The following is a 15,655-nucleotide window of genomic DNA, read 5'->3' on the forward strand; positions in this document are numbered from 1 at the left end:
TGTCAGACCGCTCCGGTCCGCAATTGGCCGGTTCCGGTTCAGAGATGACCGACTACGGCTCCGTCGGTGTCAGGCCGTCGGGTCCGGGGCCGGTCTCGGGGTGACGCGGCGCAGTTCCAGGAAGGCGTCCTCCTCGACCAGGGCCGTGAAACCGTCCCAGAGGGCGCCGGCCCGCGCACCGGACGGCACCGAGGACAGGACCGGCCCGAAGACGCCGACCCGGCCGTCCACCGAGACCACCGGTACCCCGACGACCTCCAGCTCGCGCCCGTCGCGCGGGATCGACTCGTGCGCGGCCCGCAGCTTCTCGTCCCACTTGGGGGAGGCCATCGCCGCCTCCAGCCCGGCGGGCAGCCCGGCCTCCGCCAGCGCCTCGCCGACCACCGCGCGGGCCCGCTCCAGCAGTTCGGTCTGGACCGCGCGCTTCGCCGCGTGGTCCAGCCCCCGCACCCGCTCGTGCAGTCCCGCGTACAGCCCCCCGGCCGTGTGGAAGCGGCGCGCGATGGCCTCGTACAGGGGGCCCACCACCTCGTCCCCGTGTCCGGCCGCGGCGGCGGCCAGCACCCGCACGGGGCCCGGGGACAGCTCCCGGAACCGCTCGTGCGCGGCGTCGGGACCCGACTCCATCCGGAGGTAGCCCAGCCCGGTCGGACGGACCGTCAGCGACAGCGGGCGCACCTCGGCCACCTCCCGCAGCCACCGGTAGGTGATCCAGGTCCAGGCGCACACCGGGTCGACCCACAAGGTCACCTCCCGTGCGCCGGCGCCGCCCTCAGCGCGCTCCGTCATGCGTGCCCTCCCGTAGGTCGTGCGGCCGTCCGATCGGCCGTCCCGCCAGCTCAGCACCGTACGCCCGGGCCCCGCTCGAACCGGATTCGAGCGGGGCCCCACCCATCACAACGCGCCACCCGCGCGCTCAGACGACGGTCGGCGTCCGGGCCGGCCCGCCGTACCGCGGCCCCGCGAGGGACCCCGCCCGCTCACGCGGCCCGGCGTCCCGGAGGGAGTCGGCGATCTCCATGACGTACTGGCCGTACCCGGAGCTGCCCAGCCGCCGGCCGAGCCGGTGGCACTGCGCGGCGTCGATGAACCCCATGCGCAGCGCCACCTCCTCCAGACAGGCGATCCGCAGGCCCTGCCGGTGCTCCAGGGTCTGGATGTACTGCCCGGCGTCCAGCAGCGAGTCGTGCGTGCCGGTGTCCAGCCAGGTGAAGCCCCGCCCGAGGTCCACCAGCCGGGCCTTGCCACGGGCCAGGTACTCCTTGTTGACGTCGGTGATCTCCAGCTCCCCGCGGGCCGAGGGGCGCAGCCCGCGCGCGATGGACACCACGTCGTTGTCGTAGAAGTACAGCCCGGTGATGGCCCGGTTCGAGCGGGGCTCGGCGGGCTTCTCCTCGATCGACACCAGTCGGCCCGCCACGTCCGCCTCGCCGACCCCGAACCGGTGCGGGTCCCGGACGGGGTAGCCGAACAGCAGGGCGCCGTCGGTGTGCGGGGTGTGCTCCTGGAGGACCAGCGAGAACCCCGGCCCGTGGAAGATGTTGTCGCCCAGCACCAGGGCCACGCAGTCGTCGCCGACGTGGTCCGCGCCGATCAGGAACGCCTCCGCCAGACCGTTCGGCCGGGGCTGCTCGGCGTACGTCAGCCGGATGCCCAGCGCGTGCCCGTCGCCGAGGACCCTGCGGAACTGCGGCAGGTCACGGGGCGAGGAGATGATCAGGATGTCCCGGATGCCGGCCAGCATCAGCACGGACAGCGGGTAGTAGATCATCGGCTTGTCGTAGACGGGCAGCAGTTGCTTGGACACCCCGAGCGTCACGGGGTGCAGCCGGGTGCCGTTCCCCCCGGCCAGGATGATTCCCTTCACGTGCTCCTCACCTCATGTCGTCGTCGGTGCCCGAAGCGTGCGGTGCGCCGGTCGAACCCGGATCGAGGGCCGCCGCCGGCCGCACACGGTCGAGCCGCCCTCCATCGGGTCTGGATCGCCCCCGGCGACCGTGACGGCGTCGTCCGCCGCGGGCCCCGCGCCCCGGGATACGAGGAAGGGGTCCACGATGCCGAGCCGGCCGATCTCCGCAACGGATCTTCAGGCGGCGGCGCGGGAGGCCGCCGCGGTGGTCGCCCGCCACGCCGACCGCGCCGACCGCGAACGCGCGCTGCCCGCCGAGGCGGCCGAGGCCGTCGTAGGGGCCGGGTTCGCCCGGCACTTCGTCCCCGAGCGCTGGGGCGGCACGGCGGGCGGCGCCACCGCGCTGCTGCACGCCGTCGCCGCCGTCGCCGAGGGCTGCACCTCGGCCGCCTGGTGCGGCGCGGTGCTCGCGGGCGCCGCCCGGATGGGCGCCTACCTGCCCGAGGAGGGGCAGGGCGAGCTGTGGGCGAAGGGCGCCGACACCGTCGTGGTGGGCGCGCTCGTGCCCCGCGGCAGCGCCACCCCGGTGCCCGGCGGCTGGCGGGTGACCGGCAGCTGGCCCTACACCAGCGCCGTCGGCTTCTCCGACTGGGCGCTGGCCTGCGCGCTGGTGCCCGCGGGCGGGGAGCGCGTGCCGTGGTTCCTCGCCCTGCCGCGCGAGGACTACCGGGTGTCGGACACCTGGCACCCGGTCGGCATGCGCGGCACCGGCAGCAACACCCTCGTCGCCGACGACGTGTTCGTCCCCGCCCACCGCGGCTTCGCCCGGGACGACATGCTGGGCGGCCGCAGCGTCGGCTCCGCCGCCCGCTGCCACACCGCGCCGCTGCGCCTGCTCAGCGGCCTGCTCTTCGGCGCGCCCGCGCTCGGCGCCGCCCGCGCCGCGCTCCGCGCGTGGAGCGGCCACGCGGGCGGCGGCGACCCGGCGCGGGCCGCGGTGCTGGCCCGCGCCACCATCGCCACCGACGCCGCCGCGCTGCTGATGGAACGCGCCGCCCGGGTCGCCGACGCGCCCGCCGCCTCCCCGCTCGAACTGGTCCGCAACCCCGCGGACTGCGCCTACGCCGTCGAGCAGCTGGTGGAGGTCGTCGAGCGGCTGCTGCGCACCGCCGGCAGCGCCGCCCAGCAGGCCGGGCAGCCGCTCCAGCGGATCTGGCGCGACCTCCACGGGCTGGCCGGCCATGTGGCGCTCCGGTTCGACCCGGTCGGCACCGGCTACGGCACCCGGCTGCTGGCCGAGGCCGCGCCGCCGGACCACGCCTGACCCCCGGCCGCCCGCACCCCCTCCCGTCCGTATCCACCCCCGCCGGGTGACCGGCACCCCTCTCGAAAGGCAGTCCCATGAGCGACACGTCGCTGTCCCCGGCGACCGCGGAGCCCTTCGTCTCCGCCGAGCTGTACGCGCAGGTCCAGCAGTTCTACGCCCGGCAGATGGGCCTCATCGACGACGCCCGGCCCGTGGAGTGGGCCGGCACCTTCACCGAGGACGCCGTCTTCCAGGAGGCGAGCCGGCTGGACGCCCCCCTCCGCGGCCGGGCCGCGATCGGCGAGTCCGCCTCGGCCCGCCAGCTCCGGCTGGACGCCGACAAGATCGACTTCCGGCACTGGCTGGCGATGCTCGACGTCCGCCCGCAGCCGGACGGCACCCTGCGCACCCGCGCCTACGCCCTGGCCATGCGCACCCCCCGGGGCGGCGCGCTGGACATCTTCGCCAGCGTCGTCTGCCGCGACCACCTGGTGCCCGTCGAGGGCGGCGGCTGGCAGGTCCGGGAACGCCTGCTGAGCCACGACGGATCCGACCGCGACTGAGGAGACCTCCCATGAAGTTCGGCATCGTCTTCTTCCCGACCGTCGGCCCCGCCGACAAGTCCGGGACGCAGTACTTCGACGAGGCGCTGTGCCTGGTCGACCTGGCGGAGGAACTCGGCTTCGCCCACGTCAAGATCGTCGAGCACTACTTCTTCCCGTACGGCGGCTACAGCCCCGACCCGGTGACGTTCCTGGCCGCGGCGGCCGGACGCACCCGGCGGGTCCGGCTCGGCACCAGCGCGACCATCCCCGCCTTCCAGCACCCGGTCAAGCTCGCCGGCAAGCTGGCCATGCTCGACAACATCTCCGGCGGCCGGGTCGACGCGGCCTTCGGACGGGCCTTCCTGCCCGACGAGTTCGCCGCCTTCGGCATCCCCATCGACGAGTCCAAGGACCGGTTCGTCGAGTCCGTCACCGCGATCAAGCGGCTGTGGTCGGAGGAGGACGTGGTCTTCGAGGGCCGCTACCACCGCTTCGGCCCGGTCACCCTGCTGCCCCGCCCGGCGCAGCAGCCGCACCCGCCGGTCTTCGTCACCACCGCGCGCAGCGCCGAGTCCTGCGCGGAGGCCGGACGGGCCGGCCACAACCTCCAGACCGTGCCGAACGTGATGGCCACCGAGGAGCTCCAGGACCGGCTGCGCACCTACCGCGCCGAGTGGGCCGCGGCCGGCCACACCCCGGGCGCCGAGCAGATCCACCTCACCTACCCGTGCGTGGTCGCCGAGGACGGCGAGGAGGCCCGCCGCAAGGGCCGTTACGACGACGACCGCAACACCACCGCGATCCGGGCGGCCGTGGCGTCCTGGGCCACCACCCGCTCCACGGCCTACCCGGGCTACGAGAACCTGGTGAAGGCCACCCAGACCTCGCACTTCGAGTCCAAGCTCGACGGGAACAAGCTGCTCATCGGCTCCCCGGAGCAGGTGCGCGGGCAACTGGAGCAGATCTCCTCCTGGTTCGGCGACGACCTCACCCTCAGCCTGGGTGTGCACTCCGGCCACCTGTCCTTCGAGGACGCGGCCACCACCATGCGGCTGATGGCCGAACAGGTCATCCCCAAGCTCAAGGGGGGCCTCGCGTGACCGCCGCGCCCGGCACCGCTCCGCGCACCGTCACCGTGATCGGCGCCGGCACCATCGGCCTCGGCTGGATCGCCCTGTTCCTCGGCCATGGGCTGCGGGTGCGGGTCAACAGCCGCCGGGCCGACGCGCCGCGGATCGTCGCGGAGGCGCTCGACCTGTTCGCGCCCTTCCTGCCCGAGGGGAGTGCCGACCCGGCCGGCTTCGGCGTGCGGCTGGAGTTCGAACCGGACCTGGAGCGGGCGGTCGCCGACGCGGACGTCGTGGTCGAGAACGCGCCGGAGAACCTGGAGCTCAAGCAGGAGCTGTTCGAGCGGATCGGCAAGGCGGCGCCGGCGTCGGCGCTGCTGCTCTCCTCCACCTCGACGCTCGACCCCGACGACATGGGCGCGCGGATGGCCGACTCCTCCCGTCTGGTGGTCGGCCACCCCTTCAACCCGCCGCACGTGGTGCCGCTGGTGGAGGTGGTCGCGGGCGAGCGCACCGCGCCGGACGCGGTGCGCGAGGCCGTGGAGTTCCTGGAGTCGGTCGGCCGGGTGCCCGTGGTGCTGCGCAGGCCGGTCCTGGCGTTCGCCGCCAACCGGCTCCAGTCCGCGCTGCTGCGCGAGGCCGTGCACCTGGTGCGCGAGGGCGTGGTCACCGTGGAGGAGCTGGACCGGGTGGTGGTCCACTCCATCGGGCTGCGCTGGGCCACCGTCGGCCCGTTCCTCGCCTTCCACCTCGGCGGCGGCCAGGGCGGCCTGCGCAAGTGGCTGGGCACGCTGGGCTCCGGACTGGAACGCGGCTGGCAGGCGCTGGGCCGGCCACCGATGGACGCGGAGACCGTGCGCACCCTCGTCGAGCAGGCGGAGGCGGCCTACGGCGGGCGCACCTACGAGGAGTGGGTGCGCGAGCGGGACACCAGGCAGACGGCGATCCTGCGCACCCTGGCGGAAGTGGAACGGCCCGACGGCGCCTGAGCGGCCGCCCTCGACGGCCCGGCGAGAGAGCCCGGCGAGAGAGCCCGGCGGGAGACCCTCCCGCCGGGCTCTCTCGCCGGGCCGCGTCACGTACGGCGGGTCCGCCGCGCGCCGGCCGTCAGGCCGTCTTCGCGCCGACCACCCCGCGGTGGTGCGCCCGCGCCGTCGCCCACCCGGGGCCGCCGTCCCCCGGCTCCGGGTTCAGCAGCCGCAGCTGGAGCCGCTTCAGCTCCAGCGAGGGCTCCAGGCCCAGCTCGTCGGCGAGGAGCCGGCGCACGTGCTGGTAGGCCTGGAGGGCCTCGGCGCGGCGGCCGGTGGCACCGAGGGCGGACATCAGACGGCCGTGGAACCACTCGTTGAGCGGGTACTCGTTGATGAGCCGGCGCAGTTCGGGGATGGCCTCCCGGTGCCGGCCCAGCCGGTCCCCGGCGTCGATGCGGATCTCGTAGGCGCGGATCCGCAGCTCCTCCAGGTGGGTGATGTGCCCGATGAGCACGTCGCCCGCGGGGAAGTTGGCGAGCGCCGGTCCCCGCCACAGGGCGAGGGCCCGCTCGACGGTGCCGAGGGCGAGCGCCGGGTCGTCCTCCGCGAGATGCCGCTGGGCCTGGTCGACGAGGCGCTCGAAGATCCGCACGTCGACCTCGTCGTCGGTCACCCGCATGGCGTACCCGGGCGGCGAGGTGACGAGCAGGGCCCGGTCCGGGGCGGTCAGCCGCTCGTTCACGAACATCCGGCGCGCGTGGTAGACGTACGTCTGGAGGGTGGTGACGGCGCTGCGGGGCGGGCGCTCCCCCCACAGCTCACGGATCAGGGTCTCCGCCGTGACGATCTCGTTCGGCCGGGTCAGCAGCAGTGCCAGGGTCTGGCAGACCTTCGGGGTGCCGGGACGGTAGGTCCTGCCGTCGTCGGTCACTATCTCGAAGGGGCCGATGAGATTGAATTGCACGGAATTACTCCTCGTCAGAAAAGACAGAATCGTGCTTCGGCGTGAACTTCGACTTGAGCTTCGACTTGATTCGAGTCTCCGCCGAGCGGAATGCGCGTGCAAGCATTCCCGAGTCAGGTGAGCGTCAAGTCGTGTCAGGGATGTACGGCCGACCGTCCGCCTGCCGACCCGGCTTGAGCTGGGCGGACGACAGGAACCGGGACCGACTTCGCGGCCTGTTCCTTCAAGGTCCTGACGTTTTCCTGTAAAAGCGGGCCGGTGGCACACACAAAAAAGTCCGCCCCGCCCGGGAGATCTCCGGGCGGGGCGGATGTCAGGTGCCGTGCGGGCGAGAGGGCGGCGCCGCCTCCCGGGCCAGCAGGCATTCCTCGAGGAAGGCCAGGGCCCGCAGATGGTAGGTGCGGGCGGCCCAGCCGAGGCTGATGTTGTGCCCGGCGTCGGGCTGCCGGTCCACCACCGCGCGCGGCGCGGCGAGCGGCGCCAGCAGCGCCCGCACCGCCTCCTCGTCGGTGCGCCACCACTGTTCCTGCTCGGCGAAGGTGAACCGGACCGGCACCCGCACCCGGGCCGCCAGCGCCGGGTACGCCCCGGGCCACAGCAGGGTCTCGGCGGCCTCCACGGCGGGCACCGGGGCTACCAGCCGCTGCCCCAGCCGGAAGGCCACCGGCGGGTACAGCCGCAGCGCCCCCCAGTGCCGCCGCCAGGCCCCGGGCGCACCGGCGCCGGGCAACTGGTCCGGCTCGACGGCGAAGGCGCTGCCCAGGCCGGAGACGTCCAGCCCGAGCAGCGGGGCCGGCAGCGAGCCGGCCGCCGCGGCGGCGGACAGCGCGAGCCGGCCGCCGGCGGAGTGGGCGAGCAGGAAGAACCCCGCGCCCACCGGCCGCCGTCCGGCGAAGTCGGCCAGGGCCGCGCCCAGCGTCGCGGTCTGCCCGGCCAGGTCCTGCCCCAGCGGCAGCACGGCGGCCGAGTCGCCGTAGCCGGGGCGGTCGGGCGCGAGCACGGTGTAGCCGAGCCGGCTGCCCAGTTCGAGCAACGACAGCCCGGGCCGCGCCCGGTTGTCGAAGTAGCCGGCGCGCATGCCGCTGCCGTGCAGCGCGACGACGACGGCCCGGGGCGCCCGCCCGGCCCGGGGCTCGGCCAGCAGACCCGACAGCCGTACCCCGTCGCCGCCGTCGAGCGTCACCTCCCGCGCCTTGGACCGGCGCGGCGCGGGGGTGTCCGGTCCGGCCGGCGTGGGAGTCCTGGGGGCGGCGGGGGCGGCGGGGGCGTCCGGCCGGGTGAGTCCGGGAGGCGATACGGCGTGCACCGGGGGTACCTCCTTCGATGAGCGGCGCCGTACGGCGCGGTGGATGAGGCAGTTCTCCTGTGGAGCCGTCCTTCCAAGCTCCCCTCGGCACCCGCGCGGCGCAAACCCCCGTCAGGTGCGGTCGGCCGTACGGCGGACACGGTCCAGCAGCCGGGCCTGGTGGAGGACGGCCGGGTCGGGCGGCGCACCGGTGCGGCAGGCGGCGGCGAAGTCGGCCACCGTGCCCAGCACCTGGTCCGCCGGCGGCAGACCGAGGTCCTCGGCCGTGTCCCGGCGCTCCAGCCGCACCCGGGGCGGCAGACCGGCGGGCGGGGTGAACGCCCGGTCCACGGTGATCAGCCCCGCGCTGCCCCAGATCTCGTACGACGAGCGGTAGGCGTGGTCCAGCCCGAAGGCCAGCTGGGCCCCCACCCCCGCACCGTCGCGCAGCAGCACCGCGCCGGAGGTGTCCACGGCCCGGCCGGGACCGCCGTGCGCGAGGACGGCACCGGCGACCTCCAGCTCCGCGCCGAGGAAGTGCAGGGCGGCCCGCACCGGATACACCCCGGTGTCCCACAGGGCGCCGCCGCCCAGCCGGGGGTCGTAGCGGATGTCGTGGTCCGGCAGCCGGGGCACCGTGAACGCGGCCCGGAACGCCCGGACCTCGCCGATCGCGCCGTCCTCGACCAGCCGGCGGACCACGGCGTGCTGCGGATGGTGCACGAACATCACGTTCTCCCGCAGGGCCAGCCCCGCCCCGGCGGCCCGCGCGGCCAGCTCCGCCGTGCTCGCCGGGTCGGTGGTGAGCGGCTTCTCGCCCAGCACGTGTTTGCCCGCGTCCAGCGCCGCCCGCACCCAGCGCTCGTGCAGGGCCGTCGGCAGCGGCACGTAGACGGCGTCGATGTCGGTCCGGGCCAGCAGCGCGCCGTAGCCGGTCACCGCCTCGCAGCCGGCCGCGGCGGCCGTCTCCCGGGCCCGGCCGGCGTCCCGGGAGGCGACCGCGACGAGTTCCGTGTCCGCGCAGGCGCGGAAGGCGGGCAGCATCCGGCGGCGGGCGATGTCCGCGCAGCCGAGGACGCCGATGCGCACCGGTTCCATCAGAGCCGTACCGCCCCCGAGGTCAGGCAGGACAGCAGCGTGCGCGCCTGCACGTTGAGGTAGTGGTTGTGCCGCACCAGCCGGCTGAGCTGGTACGGGGTGACCCACACATAGCCCGGCGGCGCCTGGAGCGGCGCCTCGGCCTCCCCGGCCTCCACGAAGAGGTAGCGGCTCTCCGCGTTGAGGAACCGGCCGCCCTCCTCCGAGTGCACCGCCTCGTACCGGACGCGCGACCGGCCGGCCTCGAGCACGGTCCGCAGGAACGGCGGCGGCACCGGCAGGTGGGCGTGGTTCTCCGGGGTGTACTGCACGGTCGGGCCCAGCTCGACGGTGTCGGCGAAACCGCCCTCCACCCGGGCGTGCGCCAGCAGATGGGGGGTGCCGCCGATGCGCCGGGTCAGGAACGCGGTCACCCCGAGGCCGTGCGGTTCGAACAGCGGCTGGGACCAGCCGCTCACCTCCCGGCTGCCGGCCCGCACCGACACGGCGACCACGCTGAAGTAGCGGCCCGCCTCGTGGTCGATGGACCAGGGGCCGCGCCGCCAGCCCGCCACCCGGCCCAGCGGCACCCGCTCCGCGGTCAGGTCGTGCCGCGCCCGCTCGGCGGTGAACCAGGACAGCAGCTCCGTGGCGGAGTGCAGGGCGACACCGTCCGGGTCGGGGAAGGGGGCGCAGGACAGCACCGTCCGGGCGTCCATGTTGACCAGGTTGTCCCGGCGCAGCAGCGCGCCGATCTGCCCCAGCGTCAGCCAGCGGAAGTCCGGGTGCTCCGGGACCTCCCCGTGCGCCTCGACGATCATGTTGCGGTTGCTCTTGCGGAAGAACCACGAGCCGTGTTCCGACTGGAGGGCGTCCGCGAGCACCCGGCCCCGGGACCGGTCGGTGAAGTACTCCACGTACCGCACCCCGGAACCCCGGTGCGCCCGCGTGTAGTTGCTGCGGGTGGCCTGCACGGTGGGGGAGAGCTGGAGCAGATTGCGGTTGCCGGGCTCCATCTTCGCCTGCATCAGCAGGTGCAGGACCCCGTCGAACTCCTTGACGACGATCCCGAGGATGCCGACCTCGGGCTGGTTGATGATCGGCTGCTGCCACTCCCGGACGGGCCCGGCGGTGCTGGTCACCCGCAGCCCCTCGACGGTGAAGAACCGGCCGCTGTGGTGCGCGAGGTCACCGCCGTCCTCCCGGAACGACCAGCCGTCCAGCCGCTCGAAGGGGATGCGGTCGACCCGGAACGAGTGGGCCGCACGGCGTTCGGCCAGCCAGTCGGCCACCTCCTCGGTGCGCAGCCGGGCGCCCTCCCGGGCGGCGGCGGAACGGGCGAAGCGGTGCGGCAGCTCCTCGTCGACCAGCGAGCGCAGCCGGACCGGGCCGGCCGGACCGGTCACGGCGGCGGTGGCGCGGCTCACGAGTTGCCCGCCACGAACTCCTTGACCGAGGCGACCACGTAGTCGAGCATCTCCTCGGTCAGCGCCGGGTAGACCCCGACCCAGAACGTCTGGTCGGTGATGATGTCGCTGTTGGCCAGGTCCCCGACCACCCGGTGCGGGCTGCCGAGGTAGGCGGGGTGCCGGGTGAGGTTGCCGGCGAACAGCCGCCGGGTGCCGATCCGGCGCTCCTCCAGGAAGTCGACCAGCGCCGCCCGGCTGAACGGGGCGTCCGGGTCGACGGTGAGCGCGAAACCGAACCAGCTGGGGTCGCTGCGCCTCGTCGGCTCGGGCAGCAGCAGGTGCGGCACGCCGTCCAGGCCCTCGCGCAGCCGGGCCCAGTTGCGCCGCCGGGCCGCGCAGAACCGGTCCAGCTTCTCCAGCTGGGACAGGCCCAGCGCGGCCTGGAGGTCGGTGGCCTTCAGGTTGTAACCGACGTGGCTGAAGATGTACTTGTGGTCGTATCCCTCGGGCAGCGTGCCCATCTGGTACTTGAACCGCTTGAGGCACTTGTTGGTCTCGCCCGGCTCGCACCAGCAGTCCCGGCCCCAGTCGCGCAGCGACTCCACGATCCGGGCCAGTGCCAGGTTCGAGGTGAGCACGCAGCCGCCCTCGCCCATGGCCAGGTGGTGGGCGGGGTAGAAGCTGACCGTGGTGATGTCGCCGAAGGAGCCGGTGAGCCTGCCGTCGTAGCGGGAGCCGACCGCGTCGCAGTTGTCCTCGATCAGGAACAGGTCGTGGTCCGCGGCGAGCTGGGCGATCTCGGTGGCCTCGAAGGGGTTGCCGAGCGCGTGCGCGATCATGATGGCGCGGGTGCGCGGCCCGATGGCCTCCGCCACCCGGGCCGCGGTCGTGTTGTACGTGCCCAGCTCGACGTCGACGAAGACCGGGACCAGGCCGTTCTGGATGATCGGGTTGACCGTGGTCGGGAAGCCGGCCGCGACGGTGATCACCTCGTCGCCCGGCCGCAGCCGGCGGTCCTCCAGCAGGTGCGAGGTGAACGCCGACAGCGCCAGCAGGTTCGCGGAGGAACCCGAGTTGGTCAGGTGCGCCTTGCGCAGCCCGAGCGTGCGGGCGAACCGCGCCTCGAACTTCCGGGAGCTGGGGCCGGCGGCGATCCGCATCTCCAGCGCGGCCTCGACCAGCGCCGCGCGGTCCGCCTCGTCCAGCACGGCACCGGCCGGCCAGATCTCGGTGGTCCCCGGCACGAAGGGGGCGTCGTTCCTCAGCTCCTGGTGGTACTTGGCCGTCTCGTCGAGTATCAGGCCCTTGTGGGCGTTCATCAGGCGTTGCCTTCCTTGGGGAGTCGGGCGGACCGGGCGGCCTTCCACCAGCCGGGGTTGTCGCGGTACCAGGCGACGACGTCGGCGAGCCCCTGCTCGAACGGCACCCGCGGGGCGTACCCCAGCTCCTCGCGGATCCTGCCGTCGTCCAGGGCGTAGCGCAGGTCGTGCCCCTTGCGGTCCGGTACGTGCCGCACCCGCGACCAGTCGGCGCCGCACAGGTCGAGCAGCCGCTCGGTGACGGCCCGGTTGGTCCGCTCGTCGCCGCCGCCGACGTTGTAGACCCCGCCGGCCCGGCCCCGGTCGAGCACCAGGGCGACGGCCCGGCAGTGGTCGTCCACGTGCAGCCACTCGCGCACGTTGCGCCCGTCGCCGTAGAGCGGCACCGGCAGGCCCTCCAGCAGGTTCGTCACGAACAGCGGGATCAGCTTCTCCGGGTGCTGGTGGGGGCCGTAGTTGTTGGAGCAGCGGGTGATCGAGGCGTTCAGGCCGTGCGTGCGGTGGTAGGCGCGGACGATCAGGTCCGAGGACGCCTTGGAGGCGGCGTAGGGGGAGTTGGGCAGCAGCGGGCTGTCCTCCGTCCAGGTGCCCTCGGCGATGGAGCCGTAGACCTCGTCGGTGGAGACGTGGACGAACCGCTCCGTGCCGGCCGCGAGAGCGGCGTCCAGCAGCGTCTGGGTGCCGAGCACGTTGGTGCGCACGAACGCGGACGCCTGCGCGACCGAGCGGTCCACGTGCGACTCCGCGGCGAAGTGCACCACCGCGTCGTGCCCGGGCAGGACGCGGGCGAGCAGCTCCGCGTCGCAGATGTCGCCGCGCACGAACTCCAGCCGGGGGTGCGCCGCGGGCAGGTTGTCCCGGTTGCCGGCGTAGGTGAGTTTGTCGAGGACGGTCACCCGGGACGTCTCGTGGCCCGGGTAGCCGCCCTCGAGCAGCGTGCGTGTGAAGTGCGAGCCGATGAACCCGGCTCCGCCGGTGACCAGCAGTCTCATGCCGTCGCCTCCGGTCCGGTGCGGTCGGGGGTGCGTGGTGTCATGGGTGCTCCTGTGGCGAAGAGGGGGGTGCTCCCGCGGCGGGGGCGGTGGCGCGGTGCGCGGTGGGGCAGGGGTGGGGGTCGGGGCGCCGGCGACGGTGAGGGTGAACCGGAAGGTACAGGTGGCGCGGCGGGGGACGCCGGAGGTGCTAGCGGCCCGGCGCGGCCGGGGCCCCGGTGCGCCAGGTGCGCGGGCCGAGGAAGCCCCTTACGCGCTCCGGACGGTGCCAGCCGGCCGCCGCCCGGGCCGGCGCCGCGGAACCGGCCCGGTCCTCCCCGGCCGCCGCGCGGGCCAGCACGACGGCCGTCAGCGCGGCCAGCTCCGCCGCGCTGGGGTGCCCCCGCAGCACGCGGATCAGCGGCCCCGCGGGCACGGCGCCGAAGTCGGCGGACCGGGACGGGTGCTCGGAACCGGTCGTGCTCATCACTGCTCCCTGGGGTCGCGTACGGCGGGCCGGCGGGTCACTGGGGCGGGTTGCCGTGCTTGCGGGCGGGCAGGTCGGCGTGTTTGGCGCGCAGCATGTGCAGCGACCGGATCAGCACCGAACGGGTCTCGCGCGGGTCGACGACGTCGTCCACCAGCCCCCGTTCGGCCGCGTAGTACGGGTGCATCAGCTGCTCCCGGTACTCGGCGATGCGCCGGGCCCGCACCGCCTCGGGATCGTCGGCGGCGTTGATCTCCCGGCGGAAGACCACGTTCGCCGCGCCCTCCGCGCCCATCACCGCGATCTCGTTGGCCGGCCAGGCCAGCGCCAGGTCCGCGCCGATCGACCGGGAGTCCATCACGATGTACGCGCCGCCGTACGCCTTGCGCAGCACCAGCGAGATCCGCGGCACGGTCGCGTTGCAGTAGGCGTACAGCAGCTTGGCGCCGCGCCGGATGATGCCGTGGTGCTCCTGGTCCACGCCCGGCAGGAAGCCCGGGACGTCCACCAGCGTCACCAGCGGGATGTTGAACGCGTCGCAGAACTGCACGAAGCGGGCGCCCTTCTCGGACGCCTCGATGTCCAGCACGCCCGCGGAGACCGCCGGGTTGTTGGCGACGAAGCCGACGACGTGCCCGTCCAGCCGGGCCAGCGTGCACACGAGGTTCGGCGCCCAGCCGGGATGCACCTCGAAGTGGACGCCGTCGTCGGCGATCTCCTCGATCACGGCGTGCATGTCGTACACCCGCCCCGGCTCCAGCGGCACCAGGTCCAGCAGCCGGTCGTTCGGCCGCTCGGCCGGGTCCCCGGACACCTCGACCGGGGCGAGTTCGCGGTTGTTCGACGGCAGCAGCGACAGCAGGTGGCGGACGTCCTCCAGGCACTCCTCCTCGGAGTCGTACACGCCGTGCGCCACCCCCGAGACGGTCGCGTGGACGTCGGCGCCGCCGAGCCCGTTCTGGGTGATCTCCTCGCCGGTCACCGCCTTCACCACGTCCGGGCCGGTGATGAACATCTGCGAGGTGTCGCGCACCATGAAGACGAAGTCGGTGAGCGCGGGGCTGTACGCGGCGCCGCCCGCGCACGGGCCGAGCATCACGCTGATCTGCGGGACGACCCCGGACGCCCGGGTGTTGCGGCGGAAGATGCCGCCGTAGCCGGCGAGCGCGGTCACACCCTCCTGGATGCGGGCGCCGGCGCCGTCGTTGAGGGACACCAGCGGTGCGCCGGCCGCCTCCGCGAGGTCCATCAGCTTGTGGATCTTCGCCGCGTGCGCCTCGCCGAGCGCGCCGCCGAAGACCCGGAAGTCGTGCGCGTAGACGAACACGGTGCGGCCCTCCACCGTGCCCCAGCCGGTGACGACGCCGTCGCCGGACGGCCGGCGCGCCTCCATGCCGAAGCCGGTCGCGCGGTGCCGGCGCAGGCCCTCGACCTCGGTGAAGGAGCCCTTGTCCAGCAGCAGGGCGATGCGTTCACGGACGGTCAGCTTGCCTTTGTCGTGCTGGCGCCGGGTGGCCTCCAAGTCACCCTCGAGGGTCGTCCTCCTGATCTCGCGCAGGGTGTCGACGCGGTGCTGGAGGGTGTCCTCGGTCCCGGTCGTGGCCGGTGCTGCGGACATGCGTGGTGCCTCCCTGGTGGGGTGGGGTCGGTAGGGGTACCGGGGCGGGGGCCGCGAGCCAGGACTCCGGCCAGCGGCGGACCTCCGCGACGGCCGGCGGGGCGCCCCGCACGGCGGCGGCGGCGGCATGGCCGGGATCGCAGGGGATGCCGGTCACGGTCCAGCCGTCCGGGTGCCGGGCCGGGTCGGCGCCGAGGTAGTCCGCGCCGGGCGGGCGGTGCAACCCGGTGCCCAGGCCCTTGAGATAGGCCTCCTTGCGGGTCCAGACCCGGCCGAACAGCGCCCGGCGGGCCGCTCCGGGCGGCAGCGCGAGCAACTCCGCCCGCTCCTCGGGGTGCAGGGCCGGCAGGCACAGGGCCACGGCCGCGTCCCCGGGCAGCCGCTGCACGTCCACGCCGATGGGCCGGGCGGCCACCCCGACCAGGGCCAGGTCGCCGCTGTGCGACAGCGAGAAGTGCACGGGCGGGGCGGGCGGGGCGAGCACCGGCCGGCCGTGCGGCCGGCCGCACCGCGGGCACGGCTCCCGCGCCAGCCGCACCCGGCCGGGACGGGTCGCGGTGTACCCGCCGAGCAGCCGGCGCAGCGCCACGTGCGCGGCGGCGTACAGCAGCCGGTCGCCGGGCCGGACGAAGGCACCGGCCCGGGCCCGTTCCGCCGCGTCCAGCTCGTCCCAGGCCAGCTCCTCGGCCCGGAGCGCGACCGGCCGGGGCACCAGCCAGAGGTCGACGCGGTCCGGGGGAGGGGCCGCCGGGACGGCGGGGGCGGCGGTGGGGCGGCCGGGGCGGCG

15 protein-coding genes are annotated in these 15,655 nt (G+C 74.6%); 4 read left to right on the forward strand and 11 right to left on the reverse strand.

Features of this window, described 5'->3' with window-relative positions; all coding sequences use genetic code 11:
* Window positions 1-69: 69 nt before the first annotated feature.
* Window positions 70-789 (reverse strand): hypothetical protein, encoded by a 720-nt coding sequence (locus IF37_RS0102795; protein ID WP_052844941.1) that lies wholly within the window; start codon window positions 787-789, stop codon window positions 70-72.
* Window positions 790-916: 127 nt separating this feature from the next.
* Window positions 917-1,867: a glucose-1-phosphate thymidylyltransferase RfbA gene (gene rfbA, locus IF37_RS0102800; RefSeq protein ID WP_052844942.1), complete on the reverse strand. Its 951-nt coding sequence runs from the start codon at window positions 1,865-1,867 to the stop codon at window positions 917-919.
* A gap of 187 nt (window positions 1,868-2,054) precedes the next feature.
* Between rfbA and IF37_RS0102805 the strand changes: the two genes are divergently transcribed.
* From IF37_RS0102805 to IF37_RS0102820, 4 genes are all read left to right on the forward strand, one after another.
* Window positions 2,055-3,173, forward strand: coding sequence for an acyl-CoA dehydrogenase family protein (locus tag IF37_RS0102805; protein WP_030735492.1), 1,119 nt, complete (start codon window positions 2,055-2,057; stop codon window positions 3,171-3,173).
* Between the two features lie 77 nt (window positions 3,174-3,250).
* Window positions 3,251-3,718: a nuclear transport factor 2 family protein gene (locus IF37_RS0102810; protein WP_030735495.1), complete on the forward strand. Its 468-nt coding sequence runs from the start codon at window positions 3,251-3,253 to the stop codon at window positions 3,716-3,718.
* An 11-nt stretch (window positions 3,719-3,729) separates the two neighbouring features.
* Entirely contained in the window at window positions 3,730-4,800 is a 1,071-nt protein-coding gene (locus IF37_RS0102815) for an LLM class flavin-dependent oxidoreductase (RefSeq protein ID WP_030735498.1), read from the forward strand.
* Window positions 4,797-5,756, forward strand: coding sequence for a 3-hydroxyacyl-CoA dehydrogenase NAD-binding domain-containing protein (locus IF37_RS0102820; protein WP_030735501.1), 960 nt, complete (start codon window positions 4,797-4,799; stop codon window positions 5,754-5,756). Before IF37_RS0102815 ends, IF37_RS0102820 begins: the two co-directional genes overlap by 4 nt.
* A gap of 118 nt (window positions 5,757-5,874) precedes the next feature.
* On the opposite strand, the gene IF37_RS0102825 is transcribed toward IF37_RS0102820, so the two are convergent.
* From IF37_RS0102825 to IF37_RS0102865, 9 genes are all read right to left on the reverse strand, one after another.
* Window positions 5,875-6,702 (reverse strand): AfsR/SARP family transcriptional regulator, encoded by an 828-nt coding sequence (locus IF37_RS0102825; protein WP_030735504.1) that lies wholly within the window; start codon window positions 6,700-6,702, stop codon window positions 5,875-5,877.
* Window positions 6,703-7,015: 313 nt separating this feature from the next.
* Window positions 7,016-7,885 carry an alpha/beta hydrolase gene (locus IF37_RS0102830; protein WP_037855492.1) on the reverse strand — a complete coding sequence of 290 codons (870 nt, stop codon included), beginning with the start codon at window positions 7,883-7,885 and terminating at the stop codon, window positions 7,016-7,018.
* 234 nt (window positions 7,886-8,119) lie between these two features.
* Window positions 8,120-9,085, reverse strand: a complete 966-nt coding sequence (locus tag IF37_RS0102835; protein ID WP_030735510.1) for a Gfo/Idh/MocA family protein — start codon at window positions 9,083-9,085, stop codon at window positions 8,120-8,122.
* Window positions 9,085-10,419: an NDP-hexose 2,3-dehydratase family protein gene (locus IF37_RS0102840; protein WP_253915626.1), complete on the reverse strand. Its 1,335-nt coding sequence runs from the start codon at window positions 10,417-10,419 to the stop codon at window positions 9,085-9,087. The genes IF37_RS0102835 and IF37_RS0102840 overlap by 1 nt, the downstream gene beginning before the upstream one ends.
* 68 nt (window positions 10,420-10,487) lie before the next feature.
* On the reverse strand, window positions 10,488-11,792 hold the full coding sequence (rfbH, locus tag IF37_RS0102845) for a lipopolysaccharide biosynthesis protein RfbH (RefSeq protein WP_030735516.1): 1,305 nt from the start codon (window positions 11,790-11,792) through the stop codon (window positions 10,488-10,490).
* Window positions 11,792-12,784, reverse strand: coding sequence for a dTDP-glucose 4,6-dehydratase (gene rfbB, locus IF37_RS0102850; RefSeq protein WP_030735521.1), 993 nt, complete (start codon window positions 12,782-12,784; stop codon window positions 11,792-11,794). Before rfbB ends, rfbH begins: the two co-directional genes overlap by 1 nt.
* A gap of 190 nt (window positions 12,785-12,974) precedes the next feature.
* A complete protein-coding gene (locus IF37_RS0102855) occupies window positions 12,975-13,250 on the reverse strand; it encodes an acyl-CoA carboxylase subunit epsilon (protein ID WP_052844943.1) in 276 nt (91 codons plus the stop codon).
* 37 nt (window positions 13,251-13,287) lie between these two features.
* Window positions 13,288-14,868, reverse strand: a complete 1,581-nt coding sequence (locus tag IF37_RS0102860; protein ID WP_030735526.1) for an acyl-CoA carboxylase subunit beta — start codon at window positions 14,866-14,868, stop codon at window positions 13,288-13,290.
* On the reverse strand, window positions 14,774-15,655 hold an 882-nt coding region (locus IF37_RS0102865), incomplete at its 5' end, for a 4'-phosphopantetheinyl transferase superfamily protein (protein WP_063886353.1). The genes IF37_RS0102865 and IF37_RS0102860, both read right to left, overlap by 95 nt.

The organism is Streptomyces sp. NRRL S-31 (genome assembly GCF_000718775.1).
GTDB lineage: Bacteria > Actinomycetota > Actinomycetes > Streptomycetales > Streptomycetaceae > Streptomyces.

Bases quoted from the DNA above. Each gene is read 5' to 3' on its own strand.
- IF37_RS0102795 (WP_052844941.1), bottom strand. From the start codon at position 789: ATGACGGAGCGCGCTGAGGGCGGCGCCGGCGCACGGGAGGTGACCTTG.
- IF37_RS0102805 (WP_030735492.1), top strand. From the start codon at position 2,055: ATGCCGAGCCGGCCGATCTCCGCAACGGATCTTCAGGCGGCGGCGCGG.
- IF37_RS0102810 (WP_030735495.1), top strand. From the start codon at position 3,251: ATGAGCGACACGTCGCTGTCCCCGGCGACCGCGGAGCCCTTCGTCTCC.
- IF37_RS0102815 (WP_030735498.1), top strand. From the start codon at position 3,730: ATGAAGTTCGGCATCGTCTTCTTCCCGACCGTCGGCCCCGCCGACAAG.
- IF37_RS0102835 (WP_030735510.1), bottom strand. From the start codon at position 9,085: ATGGAACCGGTGCGCATCGGCGTCCTCGGCTGCGCGGACATCGCCCGC.
- rfbH (WP_030735516.1), bottom strand. From the start codon at position 11,792: ATGAACGCCCACAAGGGCCTGATACTCGACGAGACGGCCAAGTACCAC.
- rfbB (WP_030735521.1), bottom strand. From the start codon at position 12,784: ATGAGACTGCTGGTCACCGGCGGAGCCGGGTTCATCGGCTCGCACTTC.
- IF37_RS0102855 (WP_052844943.1), bottom strand. From the start codon at position 13,250: ATGAGCACGACCGGTTCCGAGCACCCGTCCCGGTCCGCCGACTTCGGC.
- IF37_RS0102860 (WP_030735526.1), bottom strand. From the start codon at position 14,868: ATGTCCGCAGCACCGGCCACGACCGGGACCGAGGACACCCTCCAGCAC.